The sequence below is a fragment of the Sphaerisporangium album genome (assembly GCF_003323745.1).
Taxonomy (GTDB): domain Bacteria; phylum Actinomycetota; class Actinomycetes; order Streptosporangiales; family Streptosporangiaceae; genus Sphaerisporangium; species Sphaerisporangium album.
Window position 1 is genome coordinate 499,453 of record NZ_QOIL01000003.1, and the last position, 14,743, is coordinate 514,195.

Below are 14,743 nucleotides of genomic sequence, written 5' to 3' on the forward strand. Positions count from 1 at the left end.
CACCGACACGACATCCCCCTGTACCAGGAGGCGTCATGCGTCCCCGATCGAGGCTTCTCGCCGCCGCCGCCGTCACCGTGGCGCTGGCAGGAGCCCTGACCCTGCCCGCGTCCGCCCGCGACCTTCCGTCCGTCGACCCCGAGCTGGAGACGCCCGCGCTGTACGACGACGAGGCGGGTGGCAACGCCAACGGCGACGACCCGGCGATCTGGGTGGACCCGAACAGGTCCGCGAAGAGCCTTGTGATCACCACGGCCAAGGACGCGGGGCTCTTCGTCTACGACCTCGACGGCCGCGAGCTTCAGCACATCCCCGCTCCTCCGGCGCCCGGCCCCGACCACGAGCCGGGCCGGTTCAACAACGTGGACGTCACCTATGGCTTCGGCCACCGCGATCTCGCGCTGGTGTCCGACCGCGGCAGCGACAGGCTCCGGATCTTCGCGATCTCCCAGGGCCGCCTGACCGACGTGACCGACCCGGCCGCGCCGTTCATCTTCAACGCCACCCAGGAGGAGGTGGACGAGGCGGCCACGGTGTACGGCCTGGCGGCGTGGAAGGACGCCACCGGCACGTACGCACTGGTCAGCCGCCGCCACCGGACCGCGCTCGGGCTCCTCCAGTTGCTGCCCAAGCCGGGCGGCAAGGTCGGATACCGGCTCGTCAGGACGCTGGAGCTGCCCGCGTCCTTCACCCTGCCGAACGGCGGGACCTGGACGCCGTGCCTGGAGCCCGGCGAGGACCCGCAGGTCGAGGGCATGGTCGTGGACCAGGACGCCGACGTGCTGTACGCGGGCCAGGAGGACGTCGGCATCTGGCGGGTGCGCGCCGACCTCACCGGCACGCCGCGGCTCGTCGACAGGGTGCGCGAGTACGGCGTGCCCGCGACCTACGACCCGGAGACGGAGGAGTGCACGCCCGGCGCGGACCCCGGGTACGGCGGCCGTCACCTCTCGGCCGACGTCGAGGGGCTGACGATCTACTACCGGCGAGGAGGCAAGGGCTATCTGCTCGCCTCAAGCCAGGGGGACGACACCTACGCCGTCTACCGCCGCGAGGGCGCCAACTCCTACCTCGGCGGGTTCCGCGTGGGAGCGCACCGCGACGTGGACGGCGCCGAGGTCAGCGATGGCGCCACCGTGCTCAACGTCCCCCTGGGCGCGTTCGGGACGGGCCTGTTCGTGACGCACGACGGCGTCAACACCCCGGCCGTGCCCGACCGGGAGAACACCGACTTCAAGTACGTGAAGTGGGACAAGATCGCCGGCGCACTCGGCTTGGACATCGACACCCGCGGCTGGAACCCCCGGGGCTGATCCCGGCCACGCTGTGTCCGCGCCGCCGGGGCCCCCGCTCCGGCGGCGCGGGCGCCCCTCCAGCGCTCACTTGGCGAGCATGACGTACAGGCCCAGGACGATGCCCACCGCGACGAGCAGGAAGCACAGCCCGGCGACCACCCGGCCGGCGGCGCGCCCGTTCGACAGGCCCACCAGGGCCAGGGAGTAGACGGCGACCAGGCCGGCGCCGCCGAGCAGCGCGGCGACCAGCACCTTCCACAGCGCGTCCAGATCGACGTACTCGCTCACGCGACGCCTCCTCTCACCACCGGAGCCGGGGCGACGCCGCCGGTCCACTCGTCGTTGACGTTGCCCGCGTGCACCGGCCGGCGACGCGAGGCCATGTACAGCCCAGCGGAGAGGATCAGCACCACCACGAAGACCAGCGTCACGCCGAGCGCCCCGCCGATCAGGTCGGCGCCGCCCCAGGCGAGCGCGCCGACGAGCGCGGCGGCGGGGAGCGTCAGCAGCCAGGCGGCGACCATCCGGGTGGCGACGCTCCAGCGGACCTCGGCCAGCCGCTTGCCGAGCCCGGCCCCGATGACCGAGCCCGTGCAGACGTGCGTGGTCGACAGAGGGAACCCGAAGTGCGACGCGGCGAGGATGACCGCCGCCGACGAGCTCTCCGCGGCGAAGCCCTGCGGGGTCTCGATGTCGGTGAGGCCCTTGCCCAGCGTGCGGATCACCCGCCAGCCGCCGATCCAGGTGCCGGCCGCGATGGCCGTGGCACTGGCGACGATCACCCACAGCGGGGTGCCCGCGTCCTTGGCGATCGTCCCAGCGGTGATCATGGCGAGGGTGATGATGCCCATGGTCTTCTGCGCGTCGTTGGTGCCGTGCGCGAGCGAGACCAGCGACGCCGAGCCGATCTGGCCGTACCGGAACCCCCGGCCGCGCGTCCCGTCCGGGACGTTCCTGGTGATCGCGTAGACCAGGTAGGTGCCCGCCGTGGCGACCAGGACGGCCGCGAGCGGCGCCAGCACCGCCGGGATCAGCACCTTGGACACGATCGCGGCGCCCTTCACGGCGGAGGCGCCCGCGGCGATCAGCGTCGCTCCGACCACGCCGCCGATCAGCGCGTGCGAGGAACTCGACGGGATGCCGAAGTACCAGGTCAGGAGGTTCCAGGCCAGGCCGCCGACGAGGCCCGCGAAGACCACCGTGAGCGTGATCGCACCGGTTTCCACGATGCCGGTCGCGATCGTCGCCGCGACCTTGAGAGAGAGGAAGGCGCCGGCGAAGTTCAGCACCGCCGACAGGGCGACCGCGATCTTGGGGCGCAGGGCCCCGGTCGCGATCGAGGTGGCCATGGCGTTGGCCGTGTCATGGAAGCCGTTGGTGAAATCGAAGGCCAGCGCGGTGATGACGACCACGGCGAGTAGCACGGTGTTCGCGTCCATATGGCGTCCTATGACACCGGGGACGACATCTAATCTTCTCCGTGGGGCCCGTCTTGGGAAATTCATCTGGGCTTCGGCCAGGTCCGGCGTCCCGGCCCTTACTCGACGGCTCGGTAGCGGCCGCGCATCCGTACCAGAGGCGGGAGGGACGGGTTCACGTAGTCGACGGCGAGGACCTGGGCCAGGAAGAGGGTGTGGTCGCCGGCGGGGATGACGCGGGCGGTCTCGGCCTCCAGCGCGGTCACACCGCCGTCGATGACGAACGCCTCGGTGTGGTGGCCCCGGTGGTGGGGGGTGCCCGCGACCAGGAGGCGGGCGCTCGGACGGCCGGGCGTGGCGAAGCGGCTGGCGATCACGGCCTGACCGCCGGACAGCAGGCTCGCGGCCCAGCGGTCCTGTCGCAGCATCACCTCGCACAGATAGCCCGAGGCGGTGAGGCTGAGCAGGACCATCGGCGGGTCCGCGGAGAGGGACGCGAAGGTGGTGACGGTCGTCCCGATGTCGTCGCGCCCGTCGCGGATGGTGACCACGGCCACCCCCGCGACAAGCTGCCTCATCGCCTCCGTGAACTCGTTCATGGCCCCCACTCCTACCACGATCACCACCACCCGGCTCTCCGCCGGCCGATCACCTCCCTCGGTTCCTCCTCCCGACCCATATCGCCGCAAGGGTGGCTCTCGTGGCGGATGATCGTCTTATGCGGTGGCTCATCCTGTCTGTCGTGGCGGCGATCGTGGTCGTGTGCTGGTGCTTCTGGATGCTGTTCAACGACCCGTGCGCGCCGCACGGGTGCGCCCACGGCGAGGACGTCCCTCTCAGGGTCCCCCTGCCCGAGGACCCCGCCCAGTGGACGGCCTCCCTTCCGCGCTCCGGTGACGGCTCTCCGTACCAGCCGCACATCGTGAAGAGGTTCGCCCGCGATGACGTCTGGACGTTCAGCGGGGACGGCGGCCTGGAGGTGACCCACTGGGACGGGTCGCGCCGGGTGGACAGGACCCCGCCGCTTCCGGAAGGCTTCCACGTCGAGGACGTCGAGGGCACGGCGTCCGACGACCTGTGGATCTCGGGCTGGGTCATGGGGCCGCCGAGGCCGGTGGATCCGACAGGCCCTGATGGGGTGGTGGTGCGCTGGAACGGCCACGAATGGAGGCGCGTCCCGGTTCCCGCGAACGAGATCCAGCTCGCCCCCGTGGCACGCGACGACGTCTGGGCCCTCTTCGACGGGGAGATCGTGCACTGGGACGGCCATGCGTGGTCGCCGGCCTCGATGCCCGACATCCCGATGCCGGATTCCCTCAGCGGGGAGGATCCGGGTGCCCCGTTGAGCGACGTCATCGCGCTCGGACCCGATGACGTCTGGGCCGTTGGGACGGTCACCACGTATGTCTGCTGCGACCAGCGGGCCTACCACCGTGAGGTGGTGATGCACTGGGACGGTCGCTCCTGGAAACTCCTCGACCTCGAGATCCGCGGCGCGAACCTGGGCGAGGGGTTCCCCGACGGGAACGGCGGCCTGTGGATCCCTGCCCACCGCGACGGGGAACCGCTCATCATGCTGCACTACCGCGACGGACGGTGGACCAAGCGCACCCTGCCGCTCCCCCACGGGCTCCGTGGTCCGGAGATCGGCGAGATCGTACGTACGGACACCGGCAGGCTGCTTCTGACCACGACCGCCTACACCACCGAGGGCGGCAGCCCCACGACCGTGGAGTACAGCCTCACCTCGTGACGCCCGTAACCGGCCCGCACGTGGACCCGGCGAACACGCGAAAGGGTCCTCCCGGGGTTCCGGGGGGACCCTTTCGGTCACTGGAGGATGCCGGCGACCGGCCTCATCGGTGAGGCGAGAAGAGGCGAGACGGTGGCCGGCTCACGGACGGCTCGGGGTCAGGCGAGGCCGTTCTGGGTCAGCCAGTCCTTGGCGACCATCGGCGGGTCGTCCTTGTCGACGGCGACGCGCTTCATCATGTCCACCAGCATGGTCGTGTCGAGCTTGGCGGAGATGGCGTTGAGCGTCGTGCGCACGGTGTCGTCGGCCCCGGCCTTGTTGACCAGCGGCGTGACGTTCTGGGCGCTGAAGACGTTCTTCGGGTCCTGCAGCGGCACCAGGCCGTTGATCAGGATCTTGGGGTCGGTCGTGAACACGTTGCCCACCTGGACGGCGCCGCTCTTGATGGCGTCGGCCGTGGTCTCGCCGGTCGGCTTCCACTCCTTGAACGTGAGGCCGTACACGTCCTTGAACTGGGCCTCACGGCGCTTCTTGAACTCCGGCGGGCCGCCGACGGTGAAGTCCTTGGCGACCTTGGCGAGGTCCTCGATCGAGGTCAGGCCGTTCTTCTGGGCGGTCTCCTTGGTGACGGACAGCGAGTCGTTGTCCTCGGCCGCGGAGGAGTCCAGAAGCTCCAGCTCGGCGGGCAGCTTGGACGCGAGCTCGGCGTTGACGTCGTCCTTGCTCGCGGCGGTGCTCTTGGGGTCGATGAAGCTCAGCAGGCCGCCGTTGTACTCGGGAAGGACGGTCAGCGCGCCGGACTTGATCTGGTCGTAGATCACCTCACGGCTGCCGATGTTGAACTTCTCCTCCACCTGGACGCCCTTGGCCTGGAGGGCCTGGGAGTAGATGGAGGCGAGCAGGACGTTCTCGGGGAAGTTGGCGGAGCCGACGACGACCTTGGTCGCCGCGGCGGAACCGGAGCCGGACGCGCTCGGGGCCGAGCTCGCGCTCGTGGTGCTGAGCGGGTCCCCCTCGCCGCCGCACGCTCCAAGAGTTAACACCGCGGCGACGGTGACCGCCACAGTGGCGAAGATTCGCCTCATCGTACATTCCCTTCCATTTCAGTAGGTAATGAGACTAGCGGACGCGGGCCCGCCGGCTCACCCCCGGTGAGACGAGCACTCGCTGCAAGAGCGAGAAGGCGAGCTGCACGACCAGGGCCAGCGCGGCGACGAGCACCGCACCGCCGATCGTGCTGGGGAAGTCCTTGGTCGCGAGACCGTCGATGATGTAGCGCCCGAGCCCGCCCAGGCCGACGTACGCGGCGACGGTGGCGGTCGCGACCACCTGGATCGCGGCGATGCGCAGGCCGAGCAGGATCAGCGGCAGCGCCACCGGGACCAGCACCCGCAGCAGCACCTGCCGGCCGCGCAGGCCCATGCCGTACGCGGCGTCGCGCAGGTCCTCGTCGACGCCGCGGATGCCCTCGTAGGTGTTGACCAGGATCGGCGGGATCGCGAGGGCGACCAGTGGCAGCAGCACCGGCCAGGTGGTGCCGACGCCCGCCAGCAGGACGATCAGCACGACCAGGCCGAGGGTCGGCAGCGCGCGGGCGGCGTTGGCGGTGACGACCACCAGGACGGCACCGCGCCGGGTGTGCCCGATCAGCAGGCCGAGCGGGATCGCGATGACCATGGCGAGAAGCAGCGCGGCGAGGGAGAACTCGACGTGCTCCAGCAGGCGGATCGGGATGCCGCCCGAGCCCGACCAGTTCGCCCGGTTTCCGAAGAAGTCGACCAGCCAGTTCACGCCGTCCTCCTCGCCCGGGCCCAGGGCGTCAGCAGGCGCTGCGCGAGGACGATCAGCCCGTCCGCCAGCACGGCCAGCGCCACCACCAGCACGATGCCGACGACGATCGGCGTGTAGAACTGGCGTTGCCAGCCGTCGATGAACAGGTAGCCGAGCCCGCCGCGGCCGATCAGCGCGCCGACGCTGACGAGGCTGATGCTCGACACCGTGGCCACCCGCAGGCCGGCGAGCACGACCGGCACCGCGATGGGCAGGTCCACCTGGAGCAGCCGCCGCATCGGCCCGAAGCCCATGGCGACGGCCGACTGGCGCACACTGTCCGGCACGGCCCCGAGCCCGTCCACCACCGCCGGGATGAGCACGGCCAGCGAGTAGAACGTCAGCGGGATGATCACGGTGGTGCGCTCGGCCAGGCCGGTGATGGGGATCAGCACGATGAAGACGGCCAGCGACGGCAGGGAGTAGACGACGTTCATCAGCCCGACCGTGGGCTGGTAGAGCACCCGCCAGCGCGCGCTCGCGAGACCCAGCGGAAGGGCGATGACCAGGCCGAGCACCACCGGGACCAGCGCCATCACGATGTGGTCGGTGAGGAGCTGCTGGATGCCGGGCCAGTTGCGGCCGATCCAGTCCCAGCGGACCAGGGGCTCGGTGTCACCCATCGCCCGGCACCTGCCCCGCCCGGCGCAGGGCCTCGTCCAGCGCCTCCCGGGTGACGACGCCGGCGAACCGGCCGTCGCCGTCGACCGCGATGGCCGAGCCCGGCGGCGCGAGCAGGGCGGCGTCCAGCGCGGTGCGCAGCGAGTCCTTCTTCAGATCGAACGTCCCGAACGGCTGGAGCCCGTCGGCGCCGTCCCTGCGCCAGCCGATCGGGCGCTCGTTCTCGTCCAGCGCGACCGACCAGCCGGGCACGCCGCGCTCGGTGCTCACGGCCAGGCCCGAGGCGGGGACGAACGACAGCCGCCGGATGCCGCGGTCCTTGCCGAGGAAGCCCTCGACGAATGCGTCCGCGGGCTCGGCGAGCAGCGTGGCGGGCGCGGCGATCTGCGCGAGATGCCCCCCGACGCGCATGACCGCGACGGTGTCGCCGAGCTTGATGGCCTCGTCGATGTCGTGGGTGACGAAGACGATCGTCTTGTGCAGCTCGGCCTGCAGGCGCAGCAGCTCGTCCTGGAGGCTGGCGCGCACCACGGGGTCGACGGCGCTGAACGGCTCGTCCATGAGCAGGACGGGCGGGTCGGCGGCGAGCGCCCTGGCCACGCCGACGCGCTGCTGCTGGCCGCCGGAGAGCTGGAACGGGTAGCGGCCCGCCAGCTTGGTGTCCAGGCCGACGCGTTCGAGCAGCTCCATCGCCCGCGCGCGGGCCTTCTTCTTGTCCCAGCCCAGCAGGTAGGGGACGGTGGCGACGTTGTCGACGATCTTGCGGTGCGGGAAGAGGCCGGCCTGCTGGATCACGTAGCCGATGCCCCGGCGCAGGGTCGGCGGGTCGATCTCGCGGATGTCCTGGTCGTCCAGGAGGATGCGTCCCTCTGTCGCGTCGATCATGCGGTTGATCATGCGCAGCGAGGTGGTCTTGCCGCAGCCGGACGGCCCGACGAACACCGTTATGGCCCCGGTGGGCACCTGGAGGCTGAGATTGTCGACGGCCACCGTGCCGTCTCCATAGCGCTTGGTGACGCCTTCGAATGTGATCACGCACGACCTCGTGCTTCTCGGCCGGGTCCATCAGGCCCGGAATCGTCGAGTCGGTTGCACACGGCTACCACCCGCTCGGCAGCCCCCACGGTAGGTGACGGCCCGACCGCGGGTCCACTTGATCTCCCCCGGCCACAGCCTACGGTGATCGACACCATCTGTCCCAGGACACTCCCCATACCCAACTTGTCGGGATTACCAGAAAAGGACGAACGGTCGCCGGGACATCGCGTCTAGCTGGTACTTTCGCGATATCTATCAAACTGGCATCGATTGGTGCGGCGTTCGTGACAGCCTTGGCATGATTGGCCACCAGGCTTCCCAGAGTTCCCAGGCTTCTCTCTATCCTCCTCAGCCAGGCCAAACCCACACGCCCGCACGAGAATTCCAGAGGATCCGGCTGTGACCCCTTCGCTCATCGATCGCCGCCCGAGGGCCGAGCTGGTCGCCGAGCTCTACGACCGTCACGCCGCCGGGCTGTTCGCGTACTGCCACGACCAGCTCGGTGACACCGCCTCGGCCGCCGACGCGCTGGTGGCCGTTCTCACGGGCGTTCCGGCCGTGGAGCCCCCGCGCGCGGCGCTGTACGCGCTCGCCCGCCGCGAGATCTACCGGCGCGACGTCGCCTACGCCTTCCCCAGCGTCGACCCGTCAGGCGATCCGGTGACCGCGCTGGTCGAGCGGGTCGTGCGGGAGGTCCGGCCGCACCAGCGCGAGGTGCTGCTGCTGTCCGCCGTCTGCGGGCTGGACACCCCCGAGCTGGCCTGGGTGCTGGACGTCGCCGCCGACACCGCCGAGCAACTGGAGATCAGCGCCCGCCACCGCTTCACCCGGTCGCTCACCGCGGCCATCGCCTCAGCCCGGTCCGGGCTGCTCGTGCCCACGCCGGTGTCGGAGGTGTACGACGCGCTCGTGGTCGCCCCGGCGGAGGACGCGCTGGCCCGGCTGCCCTGGCGCACACCGCCCGTCGCGCTGCGCACGCAGGTGCTGAACGGCATCCCGGAGGACGCGAGCGTCGTCCCCGCGAGCCGCCGGGACGCCAAGAGGCTCTGGCCGACGACCCCCCGGTGGCCGCTTCCGCTGGCCGAGCCCAACCCGGTCACCAACGCCGGGGTGTTCCCCGCCGAGCTCAAGCCTCCGAAGCCCGGGCGCAGGTCGAAGCACGAGGCCACGACCGAGCCGATCCCCAAGGTGCGCGACACGGCTCCCCGGCGTACGCCCCTGGTGCTCGCCGCGCCGGTGCCCGCGGACGTGCTGGACGCGCCCCTGAAGCCGCACGACACGCCATCGAAGCCGGACGACACGCTCCTGAAGCCGGCCGAGGTGCAACCGAAGCCGGACGATCCGCCCCTGAAGTCCGAGCATGTCCCGGCGCCCGCCACCGAGTCGGCGTTCGGCAAGGCGCTGGCCACCGGGCAGTGGCCCACGTTGCAGCGCACCCGCAGGCGGGCGCGTCCCAAGCCGTCCAGGAAGCCTCAGTCCACCGAGGCCCGCACGACCGAGGCGCACCCGGCCGAAGCCCGTCCGTCCACGGCTCCCACGAGCGAAGTCGCCGCGAGCGAGGCGCGCACCACGGCACAGGAGCCGGCGGTCCGCACGACCGAACCCACCGATGTCCTCGTGGCCGGGCAGCCGATCGCGGTCGTCCCTGAGATCGACCCGGCCGACGCTCTCACGGCGACCCAGCCGATGGACATCGTGAGGCTCACGGACGCCGAGCTCGCAATGGCGGAGACGGCCGGTGAGATGGTCGTGAGCGCCACGGCGGCCGAGGCGAAGGCGGCCGAGGACGCGGAGACCGTCGCGGAGACGGCCGCGGAGCTCGTCACGGTCTCCGAGGTCGTCACGGTCGCGGAGGTCGTCACGGTCGCCGAGCCGGACGCGCCGGCGACGGCGGACGCGGCGTCCGAGGCGGTGGCCACGATGACCGCCGAACCGGACGCGGAGGCCGGCGAGCCGGGCGGCAGGCCGGCGAAGGCGCGGGCCGTCAGGTCAGGGTCGCGCCGGCACAAGCGACCCAAGCCGATCAAGGTCGGAGAGCACCACTACGACTGGCTGTGGGAGCTGGTCGGGTTCCTGATCTGCGTCGCCATCGCGCTGGCCGTCTTCTTCGCGGTCCCCACGCTCGTCACCCCCTGAGGCTCCTCGCGCGTGCGCAGGAGCGGGGGGCCGCACGCGGATCAGCGAGGCAGGTGGAGGCGGACCGTGCCGGTGGCGTGGTCGCCCATGCCGACCGTGCCGCGCACCTCCACCGTGACCTCTCCGGCCTCGTGGGCGGCGACGGTGCCGTTGAACGTGAGCGTGTCGCCGGCGTACGCGGGGACGCCGAGCCGGACGTTGATGCTGCGGATCAGCGCCTCGGGCCCCACCCAGTCGGTCACGTACCGCTCGACCAGGCCCATCGTGGTCAGGATGTTCAGGAAATCGTCCCGCGCGCGCCGGGGCTCATGGTGGACCGACGGGGCATCCGTGGTCGCGGGCTCGGCCGAGACGACGCTGATCGGGGTCACGTCGATGCGCAGCGGAGGCAGGGCGGCGCCGCACTCGATGTCGTCTTCCGTCAGTGTGCGCATCTCGGCTCCCGGGGCGCCCACATGGGCGGATACCGACTCGTCGTCCATCTCGCGGCGGGTCACCCGCAACGGCATATCGATACCCACCTTTTCCGTGTCGCATACAGCAATGTTTCCGGAAATGCACGGACCTTCGGGTAATTCAATTACGGGCACGACAAAAGGCGGCGTGATGCTCGACACGAGCGAGTCCTGGCGCCCGCGAGGCTGTGCACCTCGCCGGATCCGCTCGTCGCCACCCGCGTCCGGCCTCCCGTCCCGCACATGGGGACCCGCCGGTCGCGGGGGCCCGAAAGCTCGTCGCAGGCGTACGTTTCGGATCCCGAGCTCGCCTGCCCGTACACCGTCCCAGAAAATCGCGGCATCACGGTTGAGTACGGGTTTCAGGGGATAGGACGGGCGCTCCTCGGACGCGGCTTTTTCTCCCGGGGACGAAACTTCAATACCCGGACAACATCCTTTCCCCCACCGCCCCTTGCCGGATCGCGCGACCAGCCATGTCATGAAATATCCCGATCTGAAGGCTTCTGACGTGAGCCGGCCACCATGGCTCGCGCCAGAGGGCCATGCCGCGCGCCCCTGTCGGCGCGGTCGTCCCCCGCGAGCGGCCGTACGCGAACTAGAACAGATTCCAATCTGTGCCCGGGGCCGGTTTCGGGAATGCTTCCAGATCCCGGTCCTCCACCCGAACAACATGGAAGACCGGCATACCCGGGAACCGGGCGGTAACAAAGCCCGCTTGCGTCTTATCCGGTAACGTGTTCTCATGCGATCCCCGCATGCCGCCCCCGCCGTCCCCGCCGCCGACGGCGGCGAGCACCCGGCGCCTCCTCCGGCGTCCTCCGGCGTCCGTACGCGCAGCCAGCACCAGCGGCGCAAGCGCATCGTCCAGGCCGCCGCCGCGCTCGCGTCCCGGGGCGGCGTCGAGGCCATGCAGATGAGGACGGTAGCCGAGCGCGCCGGGGTCGCCCTCGGCACCCTCTACCGCTACTTCCCCTCCAAGATGGACCTGGTGGTCGCGGTCGTCGGCGAAGAGATCGACCTGCTGGAGGCCAGCATCGAGCGCAGGCCGCCGAACGCCGCGACGCCGGCGGGCCGCGCGGTCGACGTGCTCATGCGGGCCACGCGCGGCCTCATGCGCGAGCCCGAGCTGGCCGACGCGCTGATCCGCTCCCTGATCATGGCCGAGGTCGACACCCCGTTCGGCGACCGCATGGCCGGGCTGCTTCTGCGCGTGTCGGCCGACGGCCTCAGCGTGGAGTCCGCCGACGAAGAGCAGTACGCGCTGGCCGGGTCACTGGCCGCCGTGTGGGTGCACGAACTGCTGGAGATGCTGCGCGGCCGGCGCACGTACGAGCAGGTCCAGCGGCGCCTCGAGATCGCGGCGGGCCGTCTGTTCGCCGGCCTCGGCTCCTGATGTGGGCACCGTGCGGGGGCGCCCGGCGGAGGCACCGTCCTGGAACACCGATGACACATGGGCCACACCCGAGGCTGACGGTGCGCGGTACTGTTCACGGATGCGTCATACTGACCGCTTACACTCATAGACATCGGATGTCTCGGCCGCATCAGCGTTGTTGCGCGCGAATATAGGGTGGTGACTTCGTGGCGGTCACTGACGCTGCGATCGACAAGATCAAAGGAATGATCGTCTCCGGCGAGCTCGCCCCCGGCGCGCGGCTGCCCAAGGAGGCCGACCTGGCGGAACGGCTCGGCCTGTCCCGCAACTCGCTGCGCGAGGCCGTCCGCGCGCTCGCCCTGATCAACGTGCTCGACGTGCGCCAGGGCGACGGCACGTACGTCACCAGCCTGGAACCCCGGCTGCTCCTCGACGCGCTGTCCTTCGTGGTCGACTTCCACCGCGACGACACCGTGCTGGAGTTCTTCCAGGTCCGGCGCATCCTGGAGCCGTCGGCCACGGGGATGGCGGCCACCAACATGGACGACGCGGACATCGTCGAGCTGAAGGCCATCCTCGACGCCCTGCCCGAGGACCCGAGCATCGAAGAGCTCGTGGCCAACGACCTGCGGTTCCACCAGTTCATCGCCAAGGGTTCCGGCAACACCGTGCTGTCTTCACTGATCGAGAGCCTGTCCGGCCCCACGACCCGGGCCCGCATCTGGCGCGGCCTCACCCAGGAAGGCGCGACGGCGAAGACCCGCGAACAGCACACCGCGATCTACGAGGCCATCGCCGCCCGCCAGCCTGACATCGCCCGCGCCTGGGCCACCGTCCACGTCGCGGGCGTCGAAGAATGGCTCCGCCGCGCCCTCTGACCCTGTTCGGCCCGCACCGAGCTCCTCCGTGCCCGGCCGCGCGGTCCGGCGGCCGTGGCGTTCGCCGCCGCGCTCACGTCCAGGGCATCCTGGCCAGGGCGAACACGCCGAAAGCCCGGTAAAGAAAAATCTCCCCTGATTTCATCGCACGACCTGTCGATCCGGGGGTGTCTCGCGCGTCGGACTCCATACCGAGCCCGGACAGGGCATCGCGACACACCCGGAAGGGATCGACCATGGCGAAATATCTCATCCTGATCTACGAGGACGAGGCGGCCTGGGCCAACGCGGGCCCCGCCGACTACGAGCGCGCGATGAAGGAGCACAACGAGTTCGCCGCGAACAACGGCGCCGTGCTGCGCGGCGGCGAGGCCCTGCACCCGGGCGCGATGGGCACCAGCATCCGCAAGGACGGCTCCGGCGACTTCGTGGTCACCGACGGCGCCTTCTTCGAGACCAAGGAGGGCCTGGGCGGCTACTACCTCGTCGAGGTGGACGACCTCGACCAGGCCATCGCCGTCGCCAAGCAGGTCCCCGCCCCGTTCGGCGGTGTCGAGGTCCGTCCGGTCATGGTCTTCGACTGAGAAGCGTGACGTGTCCCGGGCGAATCGCTTCGCGCATCGGCTTCACGGGTCCGGCGGGTCCGGATCCCCGGCCATGACGCCCGGGCGCGGGACATGAACCCCGCCGTCGCCGACGCGGTCGCGGACGCGCACCGTCGCGAGTGGGCCTTCGTGCTCGCCGCGACGGTGCGCGTCACCCGCGACCTCGACCTCGCCGAGGAGTGCGTCCAGGACGCGTACGCCAAGGCCCTGGCGACCTGGGACGAACGCGGCATCCCGGCCAGCCCGGGGGCCTGGCTGACCACGGTGGCGAAGAACCGCGCCCTGGACCTGCTGCGCCGGGACGCGACGATGCGCCGCTCGCTGCCCCTCCTGCTCGACGAGCGGACCACCTCCGAGCGGCCCGAACCGGACGGCTCGCCGGTGGAGGACGACCGGCTGCGGCTGATCTTCACCTGCTGCCATCCCGCGCTGTCCGAGCAGGCGCAGGTCGCCCTGACCCTGCGTCTGCTGTGCGGGCTCACCACCGCCGAGGTCGCCCACGCGTTCCTCGTCAGCGAGGCGACCATGGCCGCCCGCATCACCAGGGCCAAGAAGAAGATCGCCACCGCCCGCATCCCGTACCGCGTCCCGCCCGCCGAGGACCTGCCCGCGCGCATCGACGCCGTCCTCACCGTCGTCCACCTGCTGTTCACCACCGGTCACACCGCCCCGGCGGGCGACACGCTCGTCCGCCACGACCTGCTGGACCGCTCGCTCGACCTGGCCCGCATGCTGCGCGGCCTGCTGCCGGGCAACGGCGACGTCACCGGCCTGCTGGCGCTGATCGTGCTGACCCACGCGCGCAGCGCCGCCCGCGTGACCGGCGACGGCCGCATGCTCCTGCTCGCCGACCAGGACCGCACGCTCTGGGACCGCGCCGCCATCGAGGAGGGCGTCGCGCTCGTCCGCGAGTCCCTTCACGCCCGGCCCGTCGGCCGCTACGCGATCATGGCGGCGATCGCCGCCCTGCACGCGGAGGCCCCCTCCTGGGAGGAGACCGACTGGCACGAGGTGGTCTGCCTGTACGACCTGCTGCTGCGCGTCTGGCCGTCCCCGGTCGTCGCCCTCAACCGCGCCGTCGCCGTGGGCTTCGCCGACGGATTCGCCTACGGCCTCAAGGAGCTCGACGACCTCGCCTCCGACCCCCACCTCGCCGGCTACCCCTACCTCCCCGCCGCCCGCGCCGACTTCCTCCACCGCCTCGGCCACACCGCCGAATCCCGCACCGCCTACGAACAGGCCCTGGCCCTCAGCGGCAACACGCTCGAAAAGACCTTCCTCACCACCCGCCTGAACCGACTGTCCGACCAAGAACCCTTCAGACACATTAGGTAGC

15 protein-coding genes are annotated in these 14,743 nt (G+C 70.9%); 7 read left to right on the forward strand and 8 right to left on the reverse strand.

Going from position 1 to position 14,743, the window contains the following annotated elements; genetic code table 11:
* The first annotated feature begins 35 nt into the window (after positions 1-35).
* Positions 36-1,313 carry a phytase gene (locus tag DQ384_RS07370; RefSeq protein WP_114027924.1) on the forward strand — a complete coding sequence of 426 codons (1,278 nt, stop codon included), beginning with the start codon at positions 36-38 and terminating at the stop codon, positions 1,311-1,313.
* Positions 1,314-1,379: 66 nt separating this feature from the next.
* On the opposite strand, the gene DQ384_RS07375 is transcribed toward DQ384_RS07370, so the two are convergent.
* The 3 genes from DQ384_RS07375 to DQ384_RS07385 form a co-directional block, all read right to left on the reverse strand.
* A complete protein-coding gene (locus tag DQ384_RS07375) occupies positions 1,380-1,583 on the reverse strand; it encodes a hypothetical protein (RefSeq protein WP_114027925.1) in 204 nt (67 codons plus the stop codon).
* Positions 1,580-2,734, reverse strand: coding sequence for an inorganic phosphate transporter (locus DQ384_RS07380; RefSeq protein ID WP_114027926.1), 1,155 nt, complete (start codon positions 2,732-2,734; stop codon positions 1,580-1,582). The genes DQ384_RS07375 and DQ384_RS07380 overlap by 4 nt, the downstream gene beginning before the upstream one ends.
* 98 nt (positions 2,735-2,832) lie before the next feature.
* The gene (locus DQ384_RS07385) at positions 2,833-3,312 is read right to left on the reverse strand and encodes a flavin reductase family protein (RefSeq protein WP_114027927.1); all 480 of its coding nucleotides are present in this window, start codon (positions 3,310-3,312) and stop codon (positions 2,833-2,835) included.
* 119 nt (positions 3,313-3,431) lie between these two features.
* Between DQ384_RS07385 and DQ384_RS07390 the strand changes: the two genes are divergently transcribed.
* Complete coding sequence (locus DQ384_RS07390) at positions 3,432-4,466, forward strand: hypothetical protein (protein ID WP_114027928.1); 1,035 nt, start codon at positions 3,432-3,434, stop codon at positions 4,464-4,466.
* Positions 4,467-4,624: 158 nt separating this feature from the next.
* Here the strand turns inward: DQ384_RS07390 and DQ384_RS07395 are convergent, their stop codons facing one another.
* From DQ384_RS07395 to DQ384_RS07410, 4 genes are read right to left on the reverse strand one after another with little or no spacing between them, the layout of a single operon-like run.
* Positions 4,625-5,551 carry an ABC transporter substrate-binding protein gene (locus DQ384_RS07395; RefSeq protein ID WP_114027929.1) on the reverse strand — a complete coding sequence of 309 codons (927 nt, stop codon included), beginning with the start codon at positions 5,549-5,551 and terminating at the stop codon, positions 4,625-4,627.
* Between the two features lie 34 nt (positions 5,552-5,585).
* Positions 5,586-6,257 carry an ABC transporter permease gene (locus DQ384_RS07400; RefSeq protein ID WP_114027930.1) on the reverse strand — a complete coding sequence of 224 codons (672 nt, stop codon included), beginning with the start codon at positions 6,255-6,257 and terminating at the stop codon, positions 5,586-5,588.
* On the reverse strand, positions 6,254-6,919 hold the full coding sequence (locus DQ384_RS07405) for an ABC transporter permease (protein WP_114027931.1): 666 nt from the start codon (positions 6,917-6,919) through the stop codon (positions 6,254-6,256). The genes DQ384_RS07400 and DQ384_RS07405 overlap by 4 nt, the downstream gene beginning before the upstream one ends.
* Positions 6,912-7,952 carry an ABC transporter ATP-binding protein gene (locus DQ384_RS07410; protein ID WP_114027932.1) on the reverse strand — a complete coding sequence of 347 codons (1,041 nt, stop codon included), beginning with the start codon at positions 7,950-7,952 and terminating at the stop codon, positions 6,912-6,914. The genes DQ384_RS07405 and DQ384_RS07410 overlap by 8 nt, the downstream gene beginning before the upstream one ends.
* 402 nt (positions 7,953-8,354) lie before the next feature.
* Here DQ384_RS07410 and DQ384_RS07415 point away from each other — a divergent pair, with 402 nt between their 5' ends.
* Positions 8,355-10,091 (forward strand): RNA polymerase sigma factor, encoded by a 1,737-nt coding sequence (locus DQ384_RS07415; protein ID WP_114027933.1) that lies wholly within the window; start codon positions 8,355-8,357, stop codon positions 10,089-10,091.
* 41 nt (positions 10,092-10,132) lie between these two features.
* Here the strand turns inward: DQ384_RS07415 and DQ384_RS07420 are convergent, their stop codons facing one another.
* On the reverse strand, positions 10,133-10,600 hold the full coding sequence (locus DQ384_RS07420) for a hotdog family protein (RefSeq protein WP_245966292.1): 468 nt from the start codon (positions 10,598-10,600) through the stop codon (positions 10,133-10,135).
* Positions 10,601-11,291: 691 nt separating this feature from the next.
* On the opposite strand from DQ384_RS07420, the gene DQ384_RS07425 reads away from it, so the two are divergent.
* From DQ384_RS07425 to DQ384_RS07440, 4 genes are all read left to right on the forward strand, one after another.
* A complete protein-coding gene (locus tag DQ384_RS07425) occupies positions 11,292-11,942 on the forward strand; it encodes a TetR family transcriptional regulator (RefSeq protein WP_245966293.1) in 651 nt (216 codons plus the stop codon).
* A 188-nt stretch (positions 11,943-12,130) separates the two neighbouring features.
* On the forward strand, positions 12,131-12,802 hold the full coding sequence (locus tag DQ384_RS07430; protein ID WP_114027934.1) for a FadR/GntR family transcriptional regulator: 672 nt from the start codon (positions 12,131-12,133) through the stop codon (positions 12,800-12,802).
* Between the two features lie 236 nt (positions 12,803-13,038).
* Positions 13,039-13,386, forward strand: a complete 348-nt coding sequence (locus DQ384_RS07435; RefSeq protein ID WP_114027935.1) for a YciI family protein — start codon at positions 13,039-13,041, stop codon at positions 13,384-13,386.
* Positions 13,387-13,479: 93 nt separating this feature from the next.
* Positions 13,480-14,742: an RNA polymerase sigma factor gene (locus DQ384_RS07440; RefSeq protein WP_114027936.1), complete on the forward strand. Its 1,263-nt coding sequence runs from the start codon at positions 13,480-13,482 to the stop codon at positions 14,740-14,742.
* Position 14,743 lies beyond the last annotated feature (1 nt).

What these genes read in the sequence shown, in the direction of transcription:
- DQ384_RS07370 (WP_114027924.1), top strand. Translation starts at nt 36, where the DNA reads ATGCGTCCCCGATCGAGGCTTCTCGCCGCCGCCGCCGTCACCGTGGCG.
- DQ384_RS07380 (WP_114027926.1), bottom strand. Translation starts at nt 2,734, where the DNA reads ATGGACGCGAACACCGTGCTACTCGCCGTGGTCGTCATCACCGCGCTG.
- DQ384_RS07385 (WP_114027927.1), bottom strand. Translation starts at nt 3,312, where the DNA reads ATGAACGAGTTCACGGAGGCGATGAGGCAGCTTGTCGCGGGGGTGGCC.
- DQ384_RS07390 (WP_114027928.1), top strand. Translation starts at nt 3,432, where the DNA reads ATGCGGTGGCTCATCCTGTCTGTCGTGGCGGCGATCGTGGTCGTGTGC.
- DQ384_RS07395 (WP_114027929.1), bottom strand. Translation starts at nt 5,551, where the DNA reads ATGAGGCGAATCTTCGCCACTGTGGCGGTCACCGTCGCCGCGGTGTTA.
- DQ384_RS07405 (WP_114027931.1), bottom strand. Translation starts at nt 6,919, where the DNA reads ATGGGTGACACCGAGCCCCTGGTCCGCTGGGACTGGATCGGCCGCAAC.
- DQ384_RS07420 (WP_245966292.1), bottom strand. Translation starts at nt 10,600, where the DNA reads ATGCCGTTGCGGGTGACCCGCCGCGAGATGGACGACGAGTCGGTATCC.
- DQ384_RS07425 (WP_245966293.1), top strand. Translation starts at nt 11,292, where the DNA reads ATGCGATCCCCGCATGCCGCCCCCGCCGTCCCCGCCGCCGACGGCGGC.
- DQ384_RS07435 (WP_114027935.1), top strand. Translation starts at nt 13,039, where the DNA reads ATGGCGAAATATCTCATCCTGATCTACGAGGACGAGGCGGCCTGGGCC.
- DQ384_RS07440 (WP_114027936.1), top strand. Translation starts at nt 13,480, where the DNA reads ATGAACCCCGCCGTCGCCGACGCGGTCGCGGACGCGCACCGTCGCGAG.